15 protein-coding genes are annotated in these 21,086 nt (G+C 41.2%); 12 read left to right on the top strand and 3 right to left on the bottom strand.

Annotated elements, in window-relative coordinates; genetic code table 11:
* Nucleotides 1-112: 112 nt before the first annotated feature.
* Both pepF and yhfH read right to left on the bottom strand, forming a co-directional pair.
* A complete protein-coding gene (gene pepF, locus CFK37_RS00800; protein ID WP_089060124.1) occupies nt 113-1,924 on the bottom strand; it encodes an oligoendopeptidase F in 1,812 nt (603 codons plus the stop codon).
* Nucleotides 1,925-2,137: 213 nt separating this feature from the next.
* Nucleotides 2,138-2,266, bottom strand: a complete 129-nt coding sequence (yhfH, locus tag CFK37_RS00795; protein WP_089060123.1) for a protein YhfH — start codon at nt 2,264-2,266, stop codon at nt 2,138-2,140.
* Between the two features lie 102 nt (nt 2,267-2,368).
* Between yhfH and CFK37_RS00790 the strand changes: the two genes are divergently transcribed.
* The 5 genes from CFK37_RS00790 (at nt 2,369) to CFK37_RS00775 (ending at nt 7,306) form a co-directional block, all read left to right on the top strand.
* A complete protein-coding gene (locus CFK37_RS00790) occupies nt 2,369-3,109 on the top strand; it encodes an MBL fold metallo-hydrolase (protein ID WP_089060122.1) in 741 nt (246 codons plus the stop codon).
* Nucleotides 3,110-3,180: 71 nt separating this feature from the next.
* Nucleotides 3,181-4,176, top strand: coding sequence for a lipoate--protein ligase (lplA, locus tag CFK37_RS00785; protein WP_089060121.1), 996 nt, complete (start codon nt 3,181-3,183; stop codon nt 4,174-4,176).
* Between the two features lie 608 nt (nt 4,177-4,784).
* A complete protein-coding gene (locus CFK37_RS00780; protein ID WP_089060120.1) occupies nt 4,785-6,326 on the top strand; it encodes a fatty acid--CoA ligase family protein in 1,542 nt (513 codons plus the stop codon).
* Nucleotides 6,327-6,548: 222 nt separating this feature from the next.
* The gene (locus CFK37_RS20515; protein WP_281251601.1) at nt 6,549-6,680 is read left to right on the top strand and encodes a hypothetical protein; all 132 of its coding nucleotides are present in this window, start codon (nt 6,549-6,551) and stop codon (nt 6,678-6,680) included.
* A 107-nt stretch (nt 6,681-6,787) separates the two neighbouring features.
* Nucleotides 6,788-7,306 carry a competence protein ComK gene (locus CFK37_RS00775; RefSeq protein WP_089060119.1) on the top strand — a complete coding sequence of 173 codons (519 nt, stop codon included), beginning with the start codon at nt 6,788-6,790 and terminating at the stop codon, nt 7,304-7,306.
* Here the strand turns inward: CFK37_RS00775 and CFK37_RS00770 are convergent.
* Nucleotides 7,254-7,643, bottom strand: coding sequence for a YhjD family protein (locus CFK37_RS00770; protein ID WP_089060118.1), 390 nt, complete (start codon nt 7,641-7,643; stop codon nt 7,254-7,256). The genes CFK37_RS00775 and CFK37_RS00770 overlap by 53 nt on opposite strands.
* A gap of 214 nt (nt 7,644-7,857) precedes the next feature.
* Between CFK37_RS00770 and CFK37_RS00765 the strand changes: the two genes are divergently transcribed.
* The 7 genes from CFK37_RS00765 (at nt 7,858) to CFK37_RS00735 (ending at nt 21,085) form a co-directional block, all read left to right on the top strand.
* Nucleotides 7,858-8,520 (top strand): TVP38/TMEM64 family protein, encoded by a 663-nt coding sequence (locus CFK37_RS00765; protein WP_089060117.1) that lies wholly within the window; start codon nt 7,858-7,860, stop codon nt 8,518-8,520.
* 91 nt (nt 8,521-8,611) lie between these two features.
* Nucleotides 8,612-9,163 (top strand): signal peptidase I, encoded by a 552-nt coding sequence (gene lepB, locus CFK37_RS00760; protein ID WP_089060116.1) that lies wholly within the window; start codon nt 8,612-8,614, stop codon nt 9,161-9,163.
* A 106-nt stretch (nt 9,164-9,269) separates the two neighbouring features.
* A complete protein-coding gene (gene addB / locus CFK37_RS00755; RefSeq protein ID WP_089060115.1) occupies nt 9,270-12,761 on the top strand; it encodes a helicase-exonuclease AddAB subunit AddB in 3,492 nt (1,163 codons plus the stop codon).
* The gene (gene addA / locus CFK37_RS00750; RefSeq protein WP_089060114.1) at nt 12,761-16,483 is read left to right on the top strand and encodes a helicase-exonuclease AddAB subunit AddA; all 3,723 of its coding nucleotides are present in this window, start codon (nt 12,761-12,763) and stop codon (nt 16,481-16,483) included. Before addB ends, addA begins: the two co-directional genes overlap by 1 nt.
* A 168-nt stretch (nt 16,484-16,651) precedes the next feature.
* The gene (locus CFK37_RS00745) at nt 16,652-18,034 is read left to right on the top strand and encodes an FAD-binding oxidoreductase (protein ID WP_172840435.1); all 1,383 of its coding nucleotides are present in this window, start codon (nt 16,652-16,654) and stop codon (nt 18,032-18,034) included.
* A 51-nt stretch (nt 18,035-18,085) separates the two neighbouring features.
* Entirely contained in the window at nt 18,086-19,468 is a 1,383-nt protein-coding gene (locus CFK37_RS00740; RefSeq protein WP_089060112.1) for an amidohydrolase family protein, read from the top strand.
* A gap of 156 nt (nt 19,469-19,624) precedes the next feature.
* Nucleotides 19,625-21,085: a potassium/proton antiporter gene (locus tag CFK37_RS00735; protein WP_089060111.1), complete on the top strand. Its 1,461-nt coding sequence runs from the start codon at nt 19,625-19,627 to the stop codon at nt 21,083-21,085.
* Nucleotide 21,086 lies beyond the last annotated feature (1 nt).

Genomic DNA, 21,086 nt, shown 5'->3' with positions numbered 1-21,086 from the left:
TTGAAAAATAACGGCCAATCCACAGATTTATCTGCCAATCTGCAAATATATCAGCCATCAGCCGAACCACGGATATATCTTCCATTCGAAAGCCATCCCTAATCTTGAACCCCTATTCGAACGTTTCTTCCAGCTCATTAACTAGTGATCCAACATACGCCACTGCCGTACGAACTGCATCAGGTTTCGACATATCAACCCCGGCCATTTTAGCGAGTTCCTGCGGGTTCATTGTTCCGCCCGCTTTCAATACGGACAACCAACGATCGACAGCAGGTTTTCCTTCCTCCTGAATTTTTTGTGCCACTGCAGTCGAAACGGTCAAACCAGCAGAATACGTGTATGGATATAGTCCCATATAATAATGTGGCTGGCGCATCCAGGTAAGTCCAGCACCTTCATCAAAAGTCACTGTATCGCCCCAGAAGTTTTCCAACGCTTCTTGTTTTTGTTTGGTAAGAACGGAGGCGGTTAATGGTGTTCCTTCTTCGGCTAATTTGTATACACGACGCTGGAATTCGCCTTCCAGTAAGTGGGTTACGAAATTATGATAATAGGTTCCAAGTAATTGCGTAATTACCCAACGTTTCATTCGTTTATCATCTGTGTTTTGCTTAATGTGATCTGCCAGCAGCAACTCATTTAGTGTTGATGGTGCCTCAACAAAATAGGTTGATGGACGTGTGTTCACCAACGATTGATTTTTACCGGCTAAATAAAAGTGCCCTGCATGTCCGAGCTCATGCGCCAGGATAAATGCTCCGCGCATATTATCTGTCCAGGTAAGTAAAATGTAGGGATGTACACCATAAGGACTTGAACAGAATGCACCAGTAGCTTTGCCAACATTATCAGCTAAATCCACCCAACGGTCAGTCACGCCTTTTTCAATAATGCCACTGTATTCTTCGCCCATAATCTGCAATGCATCCATAATCGTCGATGTCGCTTCCTCATAGGTTGTTTCCGGATTGAAATTAGGATCCAGCGGTGCTTTTAAATCACAGAATCGCAGCTCCGTGAGCCCAAGTTCCTTCTGCTTAAGCCTAGCAAATTTCCGCATATGCGGTGCGAGTTCTTCCTGAATAATATCTAATTGATTATGGTACATATCCTCCGTTACCTGTTGCGGATGTAACAGCATTTCGGTTACAGAGCTATAGGAACGAAGCCGTGACATGGTAACTTGTTTTGAAACCTCTGTCGCATATGTCGCCGCGAATGTATTCTTGTAACGGTTTAACGTTGCAATAAAAGAATCATAGGCCTGTCTGCGAACCTTTGTATCGGCTGCTAACTCATAACGATCCTCATAGAGTGCTGCAGACATTGGCAATTCTTCACCATTGTCAGTTGTAATTGATTCAAATTCCATGTCAGATGATTTGCTGCGTTCATAGATCATATATGGTGCACTATGTAACTCACCAAGTGACGCCAGTGTTTCTTCGATTTCCGGTGATAATGTGTACGGTTTCTTTTCAACAATGTCATGCAGCATTTTCTTGTACGGGTGCAGTTCTTCTTTCTGATCAAGAAATTCCTGAATGGTATCTGTCGATAACGTTAACAATTCTGATTCAATAAACGATAGCTTGGCTCCAATTTGGGCCAGTACTGAGGAAACCTTGGCAGCATTTGCCTGATTTTCTGCGTCTGATCCATCCGCACTTGCTCGTAAACTTGCGTAAGTAGCAACGTGAATGACTTTCTTCTCAAACTGTTCAAGCGCTGTTAAACAATCTGCTAGAACAGTAGCGCTTGTTCCGAGCTGCCCCTTGTACTGTGTCACATTAATCACATTTTGCTGTATTTCCTTGAGAGCAGTCTCCCAATCGCTTTGTGATGCAAATAAATCTGTTAAATCCCAAGTATTTTCCACAGGTACTTCATTTCTGTTCATTCTTTTCGTTTTAGTCGTCATCCATAATCCCTCCAAATCTTGGTCCAATCTCAAAACCAATTATAGATTACTAACAAATTTAATGATATGACTTTTCAGATACTTTTGCAAAAAAATAAACAGCTAAATAAATAGCTGTTAAGTGGCAAATAATTAGGATGTTGTAGTACAGTTGAAATATGGTTTAAGCTTTTTTTGTGCAGCGACGCTACCCAGTCGCCTGCGCTTTTCGTTCTATCTAGCGGGATGATCACATTCGTCGCAAAGGTTACCATAGCAATCCGCTTGTTCATTCATGACGTTCCCGCACTGATGACACTTTTTCTTTGGTAATGTTCTAAAAAACTCAAGGACGTTTTTCATGTGTATTCATCTCCTTTAATTTGTTATTAGTATTGTATTATAACAGTATGCAACATGTCAACAGTGTGTTACAACAATTTTTTAAAAAGGGGTGTTTGTCTAATGAAATGTACTGTCATAGGCTTTTGGGGTGGCTATCCTGCTAAGGGAGGTGCTACTTCATCCTATTTATTTGAAAAAGATGGGTTCTCGTTATTAGTCGACGTAGGAAGTGGTGCACTATCGGCTGTTCAGAACTATAAACATGTGATGGATATTGATGCTGTTGTATTATCACATTACCACCACGACCATATAGCCGATATTGGTGTCCTGCAGTATGCATGGCTCGTACACTCCTATCTTCGTGAAGAGAAAGAAATCCTGCCAATTTATGGACACCAGGAAGATCCAGCTAAATTTAAGACATTGACACATGAATGCACAGAGGGGATTGCATATGATCCGGAGGGCGTGCTCGAGGTTGGTCCTTTTTTGATAACATTTTTGAAAACGGGTCATCCTGTTCCATGTTATGGCATGCGCATTACTGACGGGGAGGATGTCATCGTTTACACAGCAGATACAACGTATAAAAAGGAATGGGCCAGTTTTGCAAAAGATGCTGATCTATTGATAACGGACTGTAACTTTTATGAGGAGCAGGACGGTTCAAAAGCAGGCCATATGAACAGCGGGGAGGGGGCAACCATCGCGCGCGATGCAAATGCTGCTGAATTATTATTAAGTCATCTTCCACAATACGGTGATACAACAAATTTAATCAAAGAAGCTGCAAACTATTATAATGGGAAAATAGAACTAGCAAGAACCGGACTCGTATGGGAAAATGATAGGGGTTAACTTTTGATTGGAGGAGACTTTTCCATTACAATTAACAGTAGATAGGCAATTTAACGGGGGGTCAAAAGACAATGAAATTTATTGATAATAAAGGAATAACGGATGCAAGTATGAACCTTGCACTTGAAGAATATATCTTGCAAAACTTTGGTGAAAAGGATACATATTTGTTATTCTACATTAATAAGCCTTCCATCATTATTGGCCGAAATCAAAATACGGTGGAAGAAATTAATACAGAGTATGTGGATAAAAACGGGATTAAGGTGGTTCGCCGCCTATCCGGTGGCGGGGCCGTTTACCATGATGAAGGTAACCTTAACTTCAGTTTTATCACAAAGGATGACGGGGAAAGCTTCCATAATTTTGAGAAGTTTACGAAGCCTGTTGTTGAAGCATTGAATAAGCTTGGTGTCCCAGCAGAATTAAAAGGCAGAAATGACCTTGTTGTTGAGAACCGGAAAATTTCCGGTAATGCGCAGTTCTCAACAAAAGGACGCATGTTTAGTCATGGTACATTAATGTTTGACTCCGAGGTTGAACACGTTGTATCCGCGTTGAATGTAAGTAAGGAAAAAATTCAATCAAAAGGAATTAAATCGATTCGCAGCCGGGTGGCGAATATTTCGGAATATCTTGAAGAAAAAGTGACTATGGATGAATTTAAAAATCTAATTTTGCGCTATATTTTCGATGTGGAAGATGTAAAGGATGTTCCCGAATATGAATTGACAGAGCAAGACTGGGAAAATGTTCGGCAAATTTCAAAGGAACGCTATCAAAATTGGGATTGGAATTATGGTAAATCACCAAAATTCAATACGAAAGCATCACATAAATTTGATTCCGGACTTGTAGATGTTCGTCTGGAAGTCAAAAAGGGTATGATCGAAAACTGTAAAATTTATGGAGACTTCTTTGGTCTGGGTGATGTAAAGGACATCGAGGACAAATTAACTGGTATCCGTTACGAGCGTAAAGCAATTGATGAAGCCCTTGAGAATGTAGATATTCCGCATTACCTTGGAAAAATTTCAAAAGAAGACTTTGTAAATTTGATTTATTAATATAGGCATTGAAACTAAAGGCTAAATGGACAGGCTTGCAGCGTGTTCATTTAGCCTTTTTTGACTGTTTTCTAAATGATTTTTGTTTTATGACACAAAATCTATAAACTACGACGTAACTAAAATCGTGTTCAACGCACTGCGACCGCTGCGGAAAAAACATTGCGCTATCCCACAGGATAAGGAAGGCTTCTTTAGAGATACATCGCACAGTTTCTTTTTGAAGGAGTCTCCGATTTTTTCCTTCGCTATGGTTGAGTGACACTTATAATTCCATACCATTCATTTTTTTACCCTCAGTGATTGGAGCTGCGGGTAGTCGACTCCTGTGGGATGATAGGCATAGGTGAGACCCCGCAGAGCGTAAGCTCGAGGAGGCTCACCAGCCGCCCGCGGAAAGCGACTGCCCGCAGCGGAAATCACGTTGCTGTTATGTTTTAATTTTAATCAACTGAGGTGATATTAGCGACAAACTATGCGAAAAACGCCTTAATTTCTCCAGCCATCACTTTCTTCTTGAAAATAACTTATCTGTATTTTATAATTAATATGAATTTTAACATAGGAATGAATGATTATTCATTCATAACTTTTTAGGGGGCATGAAGGTGAATTTAAGTAGGCAATTATCAAACACAGCTCAAAAATTACCGAATAAACCCGCGTATGTTTTTCAGGGAAAAACGACTACATACATGGAGTTAGATGGTGCAATTACAAAGTTTGCGTCACGCTTACGAGAAATGGGGTATAAAAAAGGGGATCATATTGCTCTGGCTGTTGGGAATAGTCCTTATTATGTAATCGGCTTATATGGTGCCCTCAGATTAGGTGCTATCGTTATTCCGATTAACCCGCTTTACACTGCTCATGAAATGACATATATCCTGAAAAATGGTGATGTGAAAGCCGTTATCACGATGGATGTCTTAATGGAAAAGTTTGAGGCAGCTGCGGACCAGCTTCCAGCTATTGATCACTATATTTCGTGTGAGTCAGGTAAAGATGTATCATTTGAGGGATTTTCCTTGTTGCCAAAATTGAAATCGTTTTCAAGGATTGTTGCGGAAGGAAATCTGGATTTTGATACACCGGAATTAGATGAACATGAAACAGCGATTATTTTATATACGTCCGGCACGACCGGTAATCCAAAGGGAGCTATGCTGTCCCACAAAAATCTTTATTCAAATGCCAAGGATGTTGCGGATTATTTGACGATAAATGGTGACGACCGCGTGATTGCAGTCTTGCCAATGTTCCACGTATTTTGTTTAACCGTTTCATTGAATGCGCCATTAATGAATGGCGGCACAGTTCTCATCATTCCATCGTTTTCACCGACTGAGGTTTTTCGGATCGCGAAGGAACATGGAGCGACCGTATTTGCTGGTGTTCCAACCATGTACAATTATTTACTGCAAAGTATTGCTGGCAATGAGGGAAGCTTTTCACGAATCAGATTATGTATCAGTGGTGGTTCGGCAATGCCAGTTTCTTTGCTGAAACAATTTGAACAAGCATTTAATGTGAAGATTTCAGAAGGGTACGGTTTGTCTGAGGCTGCACCGGTTACCTGTTTTAATCCGTTAGATCGCCCGAGAAAGCCTGGATCGATTGGGATGAATATCCTGCATGTTGTAAATAAGGTTGTTGATGAATTTGGTGAGGAGGTTCCCATTGGCGAGGTGGGTGAATTAATTGTTAAAGGTCCAAATGTGATGAAGGGATATTATAAGATGCCTGAGGAAACGGCGCATAGCCTAAGAAATGGCTGGCTTTATACTGGTGACATGGCAAGAAAAGATGATGAAGGATATTTCTATATCGTTGATCGTAAAAAGGATATGATCATCGTTGGGGGCTACAATGTGTACCCGAGAGAGGTGGAGGAAGTACTTTACTCACATCCAGATATCGCTGAAGCAGCAGTTGTTGGGACACCTGATCCGAATACAGGTGAAGCAGTTATCAGCTTTGTCGTTTCAAATGATCCTTCATTAAAAGAAAAGGAGCTTCTCGAATTTTGCAAAAGCCATTTAGCAAAGTATAAGGTACCAAGAGAGATCGAATTTATGGACGAACTCCCGAAAAACACAACAGGCAAAATTTTACGCAAAAATTTGCGTTCAAAAATGAAAAATCAGTAATATACAAGGAACAAGTCGTGAAGGAGGAAACAACACCCTGCACGACTTGTTTCTTTTTACACTTTAAGAAAGCATAAATCTTTATCGGTATAAAGTATAAAAAAATCTAAGGCTTTCGCCATTAGTTCTTGGCGACAAGCCAAGATTTTCTAATGCTTTTTAAAATGTATGAACTTCCTCGATTGCTGCCAAACTAACTAGTAAAAAGAGGTGTTCATCTATATGAAGAAAAATCCCGAATTGCCAACGTTTACAATTCTAAATCCAGAATTTCATGCACCTGAGCAGGTATCAATGGATGTTGAAGAAACGGAAATATCTGCTGAGGAATCCCCGGAAAATGAAAATAATTAAAATTAAGTTATATTTTTTCAAAAAATTGTATTATTTTGTCTAAAAGTTTGGTAAATTAATTATAAGCTTCTTTCTTTTCGTTCTGCAACGGAAAGGATGTTAAAAAAATGAACAATTATTATTCTCTAGCTTATGAAATTACTCCTTTTACAATGGCTGTTATTGCTCAATATGGAAAAAGTGCGGAATATGGGGCATGTATTCTGGAAACACAGGAAGAATTTTGTGTGAAGACATCCCCAACCAAGCTAATTGACCATGCCTGCAAGTCATTTGGAGCCAGTCTCAAAGGGAGACAGGATGGAACCCGGGATATATGCAATATTACCCACAAAGCTCCAATCGCGATCGATCCAACCAGCGGCATGTACTTTTTCCCCACAATATCGCCATTAAATGCTAAATGCTCCTGGATCGCACATTCCTACATTGATCAAATGCGAATAGTTGACAGTACCCACACGGAAGTTTTATTTAAAAATGGCAAGTCAATTACCGTTGATGTTTCGTATGGCTCCATGCTGAATCAGACGCAGCGGACAGCACAATTCCGGTATCTGTTAGATAATCGCATCAAGTACTTGCGGAGACAGGGTCCTGATATGGTGGCAGAGCCTTACGCATAAGCTCCTGCACAATAACCTCCACTTTTTTTCGGATGGCCGGATTAAAGTAATTACGCTTTTCCTCGCGGGTTTGGCATAAAAACAGGAAAGATGAAAAAGAATCGTTTTTATTTAATGTGACTACACGTATCTTTTTCTTCTGCATGGTTTGACGCAATTGCCTGCGTTCATTGGTTGCAGCTGTTGTCATTTTTTCCAAAAGCTCAAGATAAGGTTCCTTAATTTTAAAAGCCCCTTGTTGAACATGGTGAATGTCCTGTTGAATCACAACTATCGCCATTGAAAGAAACAGAAAGCGTGATGCTACCTGTAACTCTTCATCATTAAGATAGCGCATAATATTCCCTCCCAAAACGAACATTTGTTCCTAGTTTATTATATGATATTTCCTGAAAAAATACACTATAAAATTATGGAATTTGCATAGCGGAAAGATTGAAGCTGATTTTTTATTTTTTCTATGCAGATTTACGAGTTTACTTTACAATAAAAGTAGTTAGACTATGGATAAATGTACAAGTATTTGTTTTTGGGGTGAAGGGACAGGTTGCATGCAATTGTCGGATTTCAGTATTGCAAACATTAAACTATTATTAGAACAAGATAAGATGGACGAGTTTATTAATCAATTGTTAAATAACTATGAGAGTTTAGGGCCATTGCCAGGTCTATTATTTCCATTTCTGGAAGCATTTCTGCCCTTCCTGCCATTAGTAGTATTTGTGATTGCAAATTCTGCAGCATATGGTTTATTGGAGGGCTTTCTATTATCCTGGGCTGGAGCCAGTGTTGGCGCAGTATTTGTGTTTTTGCTCATTCGTAAATTGGGAGATAAACGGATATTTAAAGTGATACGGCGCAATAGGCAGGTTAAGAAAGTCACGGCCTGGCTGGAACGCCACGGATTTGGTCCATTGTTTTTATTACTTTGTTTTCCGTTCTCACCATCAGCAATTATTAATGTGGTAGCAGGCTTATCCAAAATAAGCATCCAGCAATTTGTATTGGCTGTTTTGCTTGGGAAATCAGTAATGATATTTACGATGGCTTATGTTGGTGCGAGTATTGCTTCATTTGCGAAAAACCCTACCAAGTCAATTGTTGTGGCAGCATGTATTATCGCATTCTGGTTAATTGGGAAATATGCAGAAAAGCGTATACAAAAGAGAACAGTAGAGAAAGAAGCTCGGGAGCAAAGAGAAAAGAAGGGTTAGAGGAACTCCGATCAGGGTAAACTATGACAGAGCGGCAAAATGCTTATTGCCGCAGATGCTAGACGGGATTAGAACCTTGGAGTGAAGAAAAATGCAAAAAATAAATTATCGGCGGTTTATTCCAGTCGTTTTTTTCGCCATCGTAGCGGCGTTAATTTTTAAAAACTTTCTATTTGCTAGTTATGTAGTCGATGGGGAGTCCATGGAACCAACGCTATATGATGGAAATCTGATGATGGTGAATAAAGTTGTCTATGATTTACAGGATATTAATCGATTGGATGTCATTGTGTTTCACGCGAATGAAAGGGAAGATTACGTGAAACGGGTGATTGGATTACCTGGTGATGAGATCACCTACAAAGATGAAAAGTTATACGTAAACGGTGAATATGTGGAAGAAGAATTTCTTGAGGATCTGCAAAAGGAAAGTGATGTAGAGCCGTATACAAATGATTTCACATTAGAAGAAGTTACAGGGAAGACAACAGTACCTGAAGGAAAATTGTTTGTAATGGGTGATAACAGACCGGAAAGTCTTGATAGCAGATCATTTGGTTTTATATCTGAAAAACAGCTGGTTGGGAAAGTAGGCATTAAGTACTGGCCAATAACCCAAACAGAAATGGGTTTTCACAAATAAACAATTAGATATCTTTTAGTATAATATAATCTCTGCCTTTGATAAAATGAAGGCAGAGATTTTCTAATGTAATCGGGCGCTTGCGCTTTCAAGAGGGGGCTTTATCATGGGGATACGTTTTGTATTAGGACGAGCAGGTACAGGGAAAAGTGGACGTGTGTTGGATGAGATTAAAGAAAAATTGATGAATGATCCACTAGGCCCGCCTATTTTTTATATTGTTCCAGATCAAATGACGTTTCAACAAGAATATGAATTGTTTAAACAAGAAGGTATCCATGGGAGTATCAGGGCACAGGTGGCCAGCTTTTCGCGCTTGTCATGGCGGGTTTTGCAGGAAACCGGCGGGGGTACGCGTCAATTTATCAGTTCACTAGGCATTCAAATGATGCTTCGCAAAATTATTGAAGAAAGAAAATCCGACTGGAATATCTTTCAGAAAGCGTTAGAGAAACAAGGATTTCTGGAACAATTGGAAAAAGTGATTACTGAATTCAAACGTTATCAGGTAACCCCTGAAGTCTTACAAATGCAAATCGACCAATTAAATCAGTTTGTCCATAAGGAACGCGGCGAGGAAGCATTAACCAAAAAGCTTCAAGATTTATCCTATATATACGACGAATTAGTTTATACTTTGCAAGGGAAATATGTAGACAGTGAGGATCAGCTCCAGTTATTGGCTGAAAAAATAAAAGAAGCATCTTTTCTTGAAAATGCGGAGTTTTATTTGGATGGATTTCACCGCTTTACCCCAACAGAATTGCAGGTACTGGAGGCGTTAATGAAAAAATGCGGCAATGTGACGATTACATTGACTGCTGATTCTGCATGGGGCAGGGACTTGACGGAACTTGATTTGTTTTATCAAACAACGGAAACCTATCAGGTGGTGACGGCGCTCGCAAATGAAAATAATATTGCGGTTGAGGAACCAATCGTATTAGATACAAAAAAAGGAAAGTTTAGAGAACGTCCTTACTTTGCACATTTGGAAAGTAATTTTGATAAACGACCTGCCCCGGTATACCGAGGTGAGGTTCCGCTGACGATTGCGGAAGCAGTCCATCCACGTGCGGAAGTGGAAGGTGCTGCCCAGGAGATTGTTCGGCTGGTACGAGAAGAAGGATACCGCTACAATGATCTTGCTGTTTTTATCCGACAAACCGATGTCTACCATGATTTAATCGCAACCATTTTCGGAGATTATGATATCCCCGTTTTTATCGACGAAAAGCGAACCATGCTAAACCATTCCCTTATTGAGTTTATTCGCTCAGCGCTGGAAATTGTTGATGGCAATTGGCGGTACGATGCTGTCTTTCGCATGTTGAAAACCGGATTTATTCCAGCCTCTGACAAAGAAAATCCGTTGACCAATGATGCGATCGATGAGCTTGAAAACTATGTACTAGAGTATGGTATACGGTCCCGTGATCGCTGGTTCGGGGAAAAACAGTGGGTCTTTCAACGTTTTCGCGGATTTGAAGATGCAGCACAAACAGATAAAGAAAAAAAGGTGCAGGCACGCATTAACGCTTATCGCCGACAGGTGGTAAATGCAATAGGGACATTTGATGAGGACATACGTGCATGTGATACCATTCGTGAGCGCTGCACGGTTATTTTTACCTGGCTAGAGTCTCTTTACGTATCACGAAGACTGGAACAAATGCGTACACAATTTGACGATGCTGGTCAAATTGAAAAAGGACGGGAGCAGGAGCAAGTATGGAATGCAGTGATTCAGCTGTTTGATGAAATGGTGGAAATAGCTGGCGAAGAATCAATCTCCTTACCCGTTTTCCGATCTACACTGGACGCTGGTTTTGATTCATTAAAATTCGCTCATGTACCGCCAAGTATGGATCATGTAACAGTTGGGACGATTGACCGGTCGAGGATAAGTGGAATTAAATGTACCTTTCTGTTAGGGGTCAATGATGGTGTATGGCCGATGAAGCCGCCAGCTGATGGCATGATTAATGAACAGGAGCGGGAAATGCTGGCCGAACAAGGTATGCAGCTGGCAGAAAGCAGTAAACGAAAGCTGCTTGATGATTGGTTTTATATGTATATCGCGTTTACCTCGTCTAAGGACAGGCTGTGGATTAGTTATCCGTTGAGCGATGAGGAAGGGAAAGCAAAGATGCCTTCGCAAATGATTAAACGGGTGGAGGATTTATTCCCGTATTGCTGTACACATGTGTTGCTGCAGGATCCGGACGAACTATTCCATGCGGAACGGTTTATCACAACTCCTGTAAAAACGCGTGCGGCGCTAACGGCACAACTTGCACGGAATCGGAAAGGTTATCCGCTTAAACCGATTTGGTGGCATGTACTGAACTGGTACATCAAGAATCATGAAAAATATGGTACAAGCTATATCACATTGCAAAGCCTGTATTATCAAAATAAGCCGACAAACCTGTCCGCTGATACAGTGAAAGAACTATATCCACAGCAGGTAAAAGCGAGTGTGTCAAGGCTTGAAATGTACTATCGCTGTTCGTACCAGCATTTCGCCAAATACAGCCTAGGACTTGATGAACGAAAAACGTATAAGCTGGACGCACCGGATATTGGCCAGCTGTTCCATGAGGCACTAAAGAAAATTACTGAATGGGTGCAGGAAGAGGGCAGAAACTTTGCCCAGTTAAATAAGAACGATACCGATGGCTATGCCCAAAAAGCGGTTACCAATCTGGCACCCATTCTGCAGCACCAGATTTTGCACAGTTCAAACAGGTATAAATACATTCAGCAGAAATTGCAGGAAGTCATTGCCCGTGCTGCATTTATTTTAAGTGAACAAGCACGGCAAAGTGATTTTTCCCCAATTGGACTTGAGCTTGGCTTTGGTCCCGATCAAACACTGTCACCAATTACATTGCCACTGGATAATGGCTTTGAATTATTGCTGCGCGGGAGAATTGACCGTGTTGATCAGGCCTTGAATCAGGAGGATTTATATTTGCGGATCATAGACTATAAATCTAGTGCGCGCGGGCTAAATCTAGTGGAAGTATATTACGGGTTAGCGTTGCAAATGCTGACATATCTTGATGTAGTGCTGTCGCAATCAGAACAATGGCTTGGAAAGAAGGCAACACCAGCTGGCGTACTTTATTTCCACGTCCATAATCCGATGATTTCTGGCAAGCAAAAAATGCGGGATGATGCAATCGAGAAGGAAATTCTGAAAAAGTACAAGATGCAGGGGCTGTTATTATCTAGTGAAGAAATTGTCAAACTGATGGACCGCTCGCTGGAGTCAGGTTCCAGCCAGATTGTACCTGCGGGTGTCAAGAAAAATGGTGGATTTTATAATTACTCGAAAATCGCGGACAATGAAACATTCTCTGGGCTCAAGGAGCATGTTCATCAACTGATGAGTCGGGCTGGAATTGACATGACGAATGGCGGGGTGCATTTAAATCCATACCAGCACAGCCAAAACATCGCATGCACCTTCTGTTCATTCAAGTCCGTTTGTCAGTTTGATCCGTTATTGGAAGAAAATAATTATCGTAAACTACCAGCTATGAAGGAAGAGGAGATTCTGGAAAAACTTCGCAAAGGGGAGGGGAACTAATGGTTAATTGGACTAAAGAGCAGGAACAGGCAATTTATACAGCGGGAAGTGATATGCTTGTTGCCGCGGCTGCAGGTTCAGGTAAAACTGCAGTACTGGTCGAGCGGATTATTCAAAAACTGATCAACAAAGAAAATCCGGTTGATATTGATACCCTCCTTGTTGTGACCTTTACCAATGCCGCAGCACAGGAAATGCGAAATCGCGTGGGGTTGGCATTGGAAAAAGCGTTGGCTGAGGATCCTGCCTCTGCCCATTTGAAAAAACAATTGTCCCTTTTACAGCGGGCATCCATTTCCACATTGCATTCCTTTTGCCTAGATGTAGTAAGACAATACGCCTATTTATTGGACGTTGATCCTGCCTTTCGAATTGCCAATGATATGGAAATTGATTTAATCAAACAAGACGTTATCGCCGACTTATTTGAAGAATGGTATGGAAAAGAAGGCGAAGAACAAGCGCAGTTTTTCGACGTGGTTGACCGTTTTTCAAGTGATCGAAGTGACGTTGAAGTGGAAAATCTAGTGCTTGATTTATACACATTCGCGATGCAAAACCCATGGCCAGTTAAATGGCTTGACGAGTTGGCAGATGTATATGATGTCAAAGAAGCAGTTGATGAGGAAGAGTTGGAGTGGCTGACTATCATCAAGCGGGAAGTAAGGGGCCAATTAACAGCCATTGAACAAGAAGCAAAAAGTGCACTCGAGCTTACAGAAAATCCTGAAGGTCCGTATCAGTACGCGGAAGCAATTGAAGCAGATATTGCGATGATTTGGGAAGCAAAGGCGAACAGTGAAACCTGGGACGACCTGCAAGCGTATATTTCCGGCAGTTCGTTTAAAGCATTATCCAGGAAGAAGATGGAGTGTTCAGAGGAAATAAAGGATAAAGTAAAAAAACTTCGTGACAGTTACAAAAAACGCTGGAAAGACATGAAGGATGGCTGGTTCACGCGCAACCTTGCCAATCATATGGAAGATATGCATGAACTCGCTCCAGTCATCAAGCAATTAACAGAGGTTGTCAAAGAATTCAAAGAGCGTTTTGCACAACAAAAAAAAGAAAAAGCTATCGTTGATTTCTCTGACCTGGAGCACCATTGTTTAGCCTTATTAGTCGATAACGACTCAGGAAATGAAAATCCCTTGCCGTCCAATGTAGCCCGTCACTTCAAGCAAAAGTTCACGGAAGTGCTAGTTGATGAATATCAAGACACCAACTTGGTACAGGAGACAATTCTTGGGCTTATCAGTGACCGGGAAGGGAACGGGAATATGTTTATGGTCGGCGATGTGAAGCAAAGTATTTACAGGTTCCGGCACGCAGAACCATCATTATTTATTCATAAATATAAGCAGTTCCATGATCCGAACGACCCTGGTCAACGCATCGATCTATCAAGTAATTTCAGAAGCAGGGAACAGGTATTAATCGGGGCAAATTATTTGTTTAGGCAAATACTGGATGAAAGTCTCGGTGAAATCAATTATGACAGGGACGCTGAATTGATCTACGCAAATAAATCGTATGATTCTTTCCCATATGAATCACCTGAACCAGAACTGTTAATCATTGACAGGGAAACAGATGAAGAGACAGAAGCGGATACAGACGAAGAAAATTTTGCGGATCTGGAAAAGGCGCAATTAGAAGCGCGTGCATATGCAAGGAAGATTAGAGAATGGACGGGCCAGGACGGTGCTAGACCACTTCAGGTATTTGATAAATCTACTGGAACAGTGCGCAACTTTCAATACCGTGACGTTGTCATTTTGATGCGCTCCATGACCTGGACACCAACGATTGTTGATGAACTAAAGAAGCAGGGAATACCTGTATATGCGGAGCTTGCAACGGGATATTTTGAAGCTATTGAAATTAAGGTGATGTTGAGTTTATTAAAGGTTATTGATAATCCGAGACAGGATATTCCGCTCGCTTCTGTGCTGCATTCGCCAATTGTCGCGATGAATGAAGAGGAGCTCGCAAGTATTCGCCTGGCGGATAAAAGCCATGGTTATTATGATGCATTATTGGCATATAAGAAGCAGCATACAAATGATTTGGCGGAAAAGGCAACGAAATTTTTAAATCTGCTTGAGTCGTTTCGAATAGCATCAAGGCAAGGGGCATTGTCCGAATTGATTTGGTCAATTTACCGGGAGACTGGGTACTATGATTTCGTTGGTGGCATGCCAGGTGGAAGGCAGCGTCAGGCTAACCTGCGCGCCTTGTATGACCGGGCACGCGGTTACGAAACGACTTCCTTTAGAGGTCTATTCCGCTTCTTGCGTTTTATTGAACGAATGGAAGAACGGGGGGAAGATCTTGGTGCGGCTCGTGCACTTAGTGAGCAGGAGGATGTCATCCGAATCATGACCATTCATAAAAGTAAGGGCCTTGAGTTTCCTGTCGTCATCCTTGGTGGTGTGGATAAACAATTCAACATGCAGGATTTAAAACAACGTTATTTACTTCACAAGGATTTAGGGCTCGCCAGCAAATATATTGACCCGATAAAAAGGATAACCTATCCAACATTGCTGTATTATGCCTTTCAAAAAGAAAAGCAACGAGAATTATTGGCAGAGGAAATGCGTGTCCTTTACGTAGCACTGACCCGTGCCAAAGAAAAACTCGTGATGGTTGGTAATGTGGCTTCTTATGAGAAGAAGCAAAAGAAATGGGAAAAAGTACTGGATCATCCGGAATGGGTAATGCCTGAGCATTTCCGCATGGAGGCAAAATCATATCTCGATTGGGTAGGCCCTGCCTTGATACGTCATCAATCCAGTGAAGTTTTACGGGCAGAGGATGTAAATGAAGTCGTTAATAATGAAGTCAGAATGGATCCATCCAATTGGTCTATATCGATCATGCACGGTAGTGAATTAGCCAATCTGGAAGATGTCGTAAACAAAGAAGATATTAATTTAAAAGAAAACATCCAACAGTGGGAGGCGCTCGAGCTGAGAAATGCTGATTTAGATGCAGAAGTGGATGAAAAGTTATCGTACGAATATCCATATACGCAGGCGGCAGCATCCCGTGCGAAACAAACTGTAACTGAAATAAAGCGGCAGCGCGAGCTGAAAGATGAATACAGTTCGGATCAACTGGTACAAACATCAAGAGCGCCAATTGTAAAGCGTCCATTATTTATGCAAAAAAATAAGACCATTACACCAGCTGAAAAAGGAACAGCAATGCACACTGTCATGCAGCATATTCCACTGATGAAAACCTGGACAAAAGCAGAAGTGGAACGATTTGCTGAACGGTTAGTAGATAAGGAAATATTAACTGCAGACGAAGCAGAAATCATTGATGGGCGTGTCATTGAAGAATTTTTCAAAACAGAAATTGGTGCACTGATGCTAAATGCTTCAGAAGTTTCCCGTGAGGTCCCATTTAGTTTGGCATTATCAGCAAAAGAAGTATATGCCACCTGGACCAGTGATGTGGATGAACAGGTACTCGTTCAGGGTGTAATTGACTGTGTTATTCCAGTGGAAGACGGAGTGCTGATTGTTGACTATAAAACAGACGCCATTCAAAAAGAAGTTACGGATGAAGTAATGGAACAGCTGAAGGAACGGTATAGGACACAGATGGATCTTTATCGCCAGGCTATCGAACGGATTTGGAAGAAACCAGTGAAAAGCGTTTATCTGTATTACTTTTCTAAAGAGCTGTTGGTGGAAGTACCGAAATAAGCACAGTACCATCTAAAGGGATCTCAATGAGGTCCCTTTTTTATTCAATTATTGACGCCTTGTATGGCAAGGATTTTTACATATGAATAATAAAAAATTGTACTTGCACAATTAGGCGACTCTCCGCATTAATTGACTAGGAATGTATTTATGAATAGAGGTGTCTTGATGAGTAGCAATACCGATCCTTGCCCTGATTTATCAGGTCGTATTATCGTTCCAGGAGAGCCGGGTTACAATGATGGACGACTCGATTGGAACTATTTTGCCTCCAAGAATAAATTTCCTTATGTTATCGTCTATTGTCAAAATACGAACGATGTACAACATGCTGTAAGATGGGCCCGTTGTAACAATGTCCCTATTCGAATAAGAAGTGGCGGGCATAATCATGAGGCTTTCTCAACGGGAACAGGGGTCATAGTGATTGATGTTAGCGAAATGAAACAGCTTTCTATTGAAAAAGAAAAAGGGATTGCAACTGTTCAGGCTGGGGTAACGGGCTCAGAACTTTACCGAAGACTATATGATGAAGGCCTTACCCAAGTTGGAGGGACGTGTTCAGATGTGGGGATTTCCGGATTAGTCCTAAGCGGTGGTATGGGTCCGCTCTTACGAAGACACGGACTTACTTGTGATAGTCTGGTTATGTTTGAAATGGTAGATGCAAATGGAAATATCATCTATGCGACTAAGTACAACGAGTACAGTGATCTATTCTGGGCCACGTGCGGAGGCGGCGGAGGAAACTTTGGGATTGTAACCTCTGTCACATTAAGAGTCTACCCCGCGACTCCCGTGACTTGGTTCAATATCGGCTGGGACTGGAATCAACCAGTTGAACAGATAATTGATACATGGCAAAGATTCTTTTCAACAGCAGATAGGAGATGGTTTTCGCATTTGGATCTCTGGTCAAAAGCATTCCCGATGGAACACTTTAAAAAATATCCATTGAAAGTAATGGGGGTATTTTGGGGTACACCCGATGAAGCAAGACAGGAACTGGGCCCTTTAATAAACATTGGACACCCAGGAGATCAAACGATTGAATTAGTGAATTGGGACAGGGCCATTAAGTTTTTTGAGACTTCTAATGAAATATTTGTTACGGAAAAACCTACGTACAAGTCGTCAGGCGCATATGCCATGGAACTACTGACACCTGAAGCTATTTCAACCATACGTCGAACGTTAGAGAATACATCATCCCCGTTATTAAATGTTCTCATTTATTCCCTAGGTGGTGCACTTCAAGATAAAATACCGACTGAGACAGCATTTTATTATCGAAACGCTAAATTATTTATTCAATATTATAATCAATGGGTGGAAGAGAGTAGTGCGTCCGAACGGATACAGGAGCTGGAAGTTCTGCGTCAACGGATGCTTGCTTATACAACAGGTGATTATGTAGGAAATCCGGATACAAACATTCAAGATTATTTATTAGCGTACTATGGAGGCAATATAAATAGGTTGATCTATGTAAAGAGGAGGTACGATCCTGAAAATGTGTTCAATTTTCAGCAAAGCATACCATTACAATAGTTACACGTTAGATCAACAAAATTTGATCGTATACAGAAAAGAGGGATATGCATGAAACAAGAAAGGCGGACCTTGATTCAAGGTGGTACGATTATCACAATGAATCGGAATAGGGATGTATTGTATGATCAGGATATTCTTGTTGTAGGAAGGCGCATTGCTGCTATTGGTGACTTGCGAATGTATTACAATCAAGTGGATGAGGTTATAAATGCAAAAGGTAAGCATGTTATACCAGGCCTAATCCAAACCCATCTCCATCTTACCCAAACACTTCAGCGAAATCTTGTGGCAGACAAAACGTTAGAACAATGGCTGAATGTTACAATGGCGTTGGAAATTAATCATGATAGCGAATCAAATTATTGGTCGAGCATGTTAGGAATTTCGGAGCTATTACTAAACGGTACAACAGCCATTTATGATATGGAGACAACATATCATACGGATAGTTGTTTCTGGGCTATGGCACAGACAGGTATTCGGGGTTTTGCAGGCAAAGCGATGATTGATATGGAGCAGCCAAGTGTCGACGTACCAGCAGCTATGATCCAGCCCACTGATGTGGCCTTTGGAGAAAGTGTTGCTTTATTCAACAAGTGGGATGGACGTGATGACGGGAGAATTCGTTACTGCTTTGCGCCAAGGTATGCCCCTACTTGTACAAAGGAACTTTTAGAATTAACCGCAGATTTTTCCAGGAGGTACGGTGCCCATGTTCACACTCATTCCGCTGAAACGGAAGAAGAGGAACGTATCATTGTTGATCGCACTGGTATGAGGGAAGTTGAATATTATGATTCGATTGGATTAATTAATCCTAGAACTATCCTCGCACATTGTGTTCATTTAAATGATAAGGAAATTGAAATTATGGCTGAGCGTGGGTGCCATGTTTCTCATTGTCCTTCAGCAAACCTATATCTCGCCTCCGGAATCGCACCAATTCCAAAGATGATGGAAACTGGTGTCAATGTTAGCATTGGCCCAGATGGATCAGACAACAATAACCTCTCTAATCTTCATGAAATGCGCCTAGCCGCCTACATTCAAAAAGGGCTCCATCAGAACCCGGTCATTCCACCGAGGGCCGAGCAAGTTTTTGAAATGTCAACGCTTGGCGGTGCACGTGCGCTAGGTCTGGAAGATGAAATTGGCAGTATTGAAGCAGGAAAAAGAGCTGATATTGCAATTCTTGATTTACGAGAACCACATACTTGGCCAAATGAGCCACAGGTAAACTCGAAAGAAAACATTTATACTAGGATTGTCTATTCAGCAATAGCTTCAGATGTTGTGATGACCATGGTGGATGGCCGTGTACTAATGAAGGATCGGCAATTACTTACCATGAATTTGGATGAAGTTCTCTACAAATCAAATGAATCTATCATTCGTGTTTTGCATCGTACAGGTCTGAATTCAGCCCTGTAATGGAGGTCATTTAGCCGACAGGCATACTTTTTACAGGTGTTTGCTTGTCGGTTCTTCCTTTACCTTAAGCCAAGTTTTTTGTTTTTTTGTTAAATTATAGGTATCATTATAGGTAGATACTATTGGTAAAAAGTTGTCCAGGAGGGATACATAAACTTGCAGTTATCTATTGAGACCTTGATATTTCTATTTTCTACGATGTTAATCATTGGCGTTATTGCTACAAAATTTTCCACGCGTTTAGGGTTGCCCGCCCTTGTGTTATTCTTAATAGTCGGTATGGCTTTAAATGGGTACGTATTCTTCGAAAATGTTCATCTCACTCAACTTATTGGAATCCTAGCCTTGATCATCATTCTTTTCGAAGGTGGGACGCAAACAAAATGGAATCATGTCCGTCCTATTGTTGGTGCCTCAAGTATATTGGCAACCATCGGTGTTTTAATTACGACTGTCGTAACTGGTTGGGCTGCTATGTATATTCTTCATCTATCTTTATTGGAAGGCATGCTCTTTGGTGCTATTGTAGGCTCCACGGATGCGGCCGCCGTCTTTTCAGTTCTAGGCAACAAAAACATTAAAAAGAAGCTCACATCAACATTAGAGGTAGAATCCGGTTCTAATGACCCGATGGCAGTGTTTCTAACTGTCGCATTTATTGAAATGATACAAATGCCGGATAGTTCTATTTGGACTGCTGTAGGCGGCTTTTTCCTTCAAATGGGGCTTGGTCTGATTATAGGATTATTATTTGGAAAAATAACTGTTTTAATTATCAATCATATCAAACTGGATGCATCGGGATTATATCCTGTACTGGCCATGGGGTTTGCAATCTTCACGTATGCCTTAACGAGTGCGCTTGGCGGAAGTGGTTTACTCGCCGTGTATGTGATGGCTGTTTTTGTTGGTAATAGTGATCTTATGTACCGTTTTTCCATATTACGTTTTAACGAGGGCTTTGCCTGGATGATGCAAATTGTCATGTTTATTTTACTGGGACTTCTAGTGTTTCCTGAACAATTGCCTGGAGTGGTCTGGCAGGGTATCGTGCTGTCAATTATTTTAATGTTTATCGCTCGGCCAGTTGCAGTGTTTATTAGTATGGTGTTTATGAAATATAGTGTGAAGGAGAAACTATTTATTTCCTGGGCCGGTCTAAAAGGGGCGGTGCCGATTGTTCTGGCAACTTATCCAATTGTAGCAGGTGTGGAAAACAGCGGACTTATTTTCGATGTCGTATTTTTCGTTGTGCTAATCTCTGCATTAATCCAAGGAAGTACCCTATCCTGGCTTGCTACTAAATTTGGATTTACCGGCAAACAACATGTTGATGTAATGCCCAGTATGGAACTAATTACACTAGGAACAACAGATTCAGAAATTATGGAAGTAGCTATGACACCGCAGTCTCCAGCCGTTGGAACCAATTTGATAGATCTTGAGTTACCAAGTGAAACACTGATAATTGGTATTATCCGCGAGGGGAACGTCATAACACCCACAGGGGATTCAATCATAAATGACGATGATACCTTGTATGTGCTTGTTCACAAAAGAGACAGGGAGAAGGTTAAAGCAGTGCTTGTTGGTAACGCCAGTAAACCTTTTGAATAAT

The organism is Virgibacillus phasianinus (assembly GCF_002216775.1).
In the GTDB taxonomy this organism is placed as follows: Bacteria; Bacillota; Bacilli; order Bacillales; family Amphibacillaceae; genus Virgibacillus_F; species Virgibacillus_F phasianinus.
Note: the sequence above shows the minus strand (reverse complement) of the source record. Positions and strands in the feature narration are given on the sequence as shown.